Genomic DNA, 2,868 nt, shown 5'->3' with positions numbered 1-2,868 from the left:
CCTGCCATGGGGCCACAGCGTATGCGCGAAGCTTTGCATTGTGGTTCGGCGAATCTTACCTGTGAAAACGGGCATGATCTGGGGAACGATAACAGGTGGAAAGATCTTGGTGACTTGATCTTTGATGATACAAGTACAGCCATCGCCGAGATTGAAACCCGAGCAGAAGAGATTATTACCACAGGGGCAAAACTTCTCAGTATCGGCGGAGATCATTCAGTATCTGCACCTTTGTTACGCGCACATAGTAAAAGCTATCAAGATCTCAACATTTTACACTTTGATGCCCATTCTGATCTGTATGATGAAATGCAAGGTAATCGGGATAGTCATGCCTGTCCGTTTGCAAGAGCGATGGAAACTGGCCGTGTGAAGCGTTTAGTCCAAGTTGGCATACGCACCTTGAACAAACATCAACAAGAACAGGCTGAAAAATTTGGTGTTGAAATTATTGCGATGAAAGATTGGCGCCCTGAAATCACTTTTAACTTTGATGGACCCTTGTATTTATCCGTCGATTTAGATGTTCTAGACCCGGCTTTTGCACCGGGGGTTTCACATCATGAACCCGGTGGCATGTCTGTGCGTGATTTAATAAATGCGTTACATAAGCTGGATGCTGATTTGATTGGGGCGGATATCGTCGAACTTAATCCCCATCGGGATCTTGTCGGTATGACGGCGATGGTTGCGGCTAAATTGACGAAAGAAATATCAGCTAAATTAATTACGACTTAATTCTTAATCGGAAACAAAAAAGGCCTGCAAAACGCAGGCCTTTCTCTGTGCAAAACGTCTTATTTTCCCTTAAGCGCTTCGAACTTCAGACACAAGTCTTGAAGCTTCTTCATTGAGTGCTTGTACTTTTTTGTCCAGATTGTTGATTGTTTCAACAACGGAGTTGGCTGCGGTATCGGTCTGAATTGAAACCTCGTCAACACCGGAAATACTTTCCAAAATCGAACCAACGCCAGAAGCAACAAGCTGAATCTTGGACGAGATATCTTGTGTCGCTGAACCTTGTTCTTCGACGGCACCTGCAATGACGGTACTGATTTCATCAATCTGTCCGATAACAGTGCTGATATGTCCGATAGATTCAACAGCATTTTTGGTTTCGTTCTGAATAGCGATAACCTGCTGCTCAATTTCACCCGTAGCATTCGATGTCTGTGTCGCTAGTGATTTGACTTCACTTGCGACAACAGCAAAACCTTTACCTGCTTCGCCAGCGCGGGCCGCTTCAATTGTTGCGTTAAGGGCAAGCAAGTTGGTTTGCTCGGCGATATCAGAGATGAGTTTTAATACCTCACCGATCCGTTGAGCTGCCTGTGCAAGAGACTGCACATTTTCATTTGATCTACTGGCTTCAGCAACAGCTTCGCCGGTGATTGATGTGGCTTGACCAACTTGACGTCCGATTTCACCCACAGAAGCAGCAAGTTGTTCAGACGCACTGGCAACGGCCTGTGCGCTCTGATTTGCGGTGTCTGACGACGACGATGCTTCGGACGCACGCGATCTGGTCTGTTGGGACATTACGTTCATGTTGTCGGCAAAGGATTTCATATCGACAACGGAAGTTTCAATGTCACCGATAAGCGTACTTACTCCCTGTTGGAAACGTGTTGCAATTTGATCCAAGGTCGCTTTCTTCTCGGCAGCGGCAGCTTCTTGAAGCTGTATCTGTTCAGCTTCTAGACGCTGCTTGTCCAAAGCGTTTGTGCGGAAGATTTCGACTGTTCTTGCAATGGCACCAACTTCGTCACTTCTGTTGCGAGCAGGAATTTTGATATCTGTCTCGCCCTCGGCAAGACGTTGCATGCTATCGGTCACTTTTCGAAGAAGTGACATCGCTTTGGTACCAATAATGCCATTGATAGCAATCACCGTGATAACAACTAATAGAGAAAGCAAGATCGTAAGATTACGTGAATCATTGGCCGATGCCATAATCTCACTTTCAGGGGCGGATACGACAACGCCCCAAATGGCATCACTGTCACCAAAATTGATAGGTTGAACAGCCAAGTATCTATCACCGCCAATTGATGGATCATTTATGTTTCCATAAAAGCTCTTCCCTGCTGCAAGTTCTTTTAGAACAGATGTAAGGGCTTTGCTTTCTTCGATTGTGGCCAGCTTCTTGTCATCAGGATGCGAAATCCACATACCCGTAGAGGTGATAAGAGAAACGGTACCACTCTCAAATAACTTTAATTCTGACAGACGGACCTGAATGTCTTTGAGGGCCATATCCGTTGTTGCCACACCGACAGCCTGATCCTTGGCGTCAAAAATGGGAACGGTAGCTGTTGTCATAACAACATCTTCCCCGTTTACTGGATAGACGTAGGGTTCCGTTACGACTTCCTGTTTTTTGTTTTTTGGGAGATCATACCAAAGTTCTGATCCACTATCGCCGCCAAGAGCGAGCGGTTCCCAGGCAACACCGCCGTTGCCGTCTTGATAGAAATAAGGGAGCAAACGTCCTGCTTTGTCGTTGTAGCCCTTCCCGGCAAAATCACTGTCATTGCCACCAACATTGTTGTCGAAGCCTACAGCACCGCCCACAAGATTGGGGTAGCGGCGAATCGTATTTTCTACGATCTGGGCAAAACCATCCCGATCAATAGAACCGTTTCTTAGCGGCCCTTCGATTGCGTGCGCCATGCCGCGGGCTGCAACAAGAGCTTCTTCAATATCAAGTCGTACATCCAGCGCATATTGTGCAGACAAACTGGACAGATAGCTTTTGGCATTATCTTGCGCGTTTTGATATTGGCTGATTGTTGAATAGGATATGACAGCTGCAAATCCAAGGATAACCATAATTGCTGTCAATCCAACAAGCCTGAAGCTCAGGCT

2 protein-coding genes are annotated in these 2,868 nt (G+C 46.3%); one reads left to right on the top strand and one right to left on the bottom strand.

Annotated elements, in window-relative coordinates:
- The coding region (speB, locus tag Q0241_RS12120; protein WP_299377704.1) for an agmatinase at positions 1-738 on the top strand (738 nt) is incomplete at its 5' end.
- 69 nt (positions 739-807) lie between these two features.
- Here the strand turns inward: speB and Q0241_RS12115 are convergent.
- The coding region (locus Q0241_RS12115; protein ID WP_299377702.1) for a methyl-accepting chemotaxis protein at positions 808-2,868 on the bottom strand (2,061 nt) is incomplete at its 5' end.

The organism is uncultured Kiloniella sp., assembly GCF_937128705.1.
Taxonomy (GTDB): Bacteria; Pseudomonadota; Alphaproteobacteria; order Kiloniellales; family Kiloniellaceae; genus Kiloniella.
Note: the sequence above shows the minus strand (reverse complement) of the source record. Positions and strands in the feature narration are given on the sequence as shown.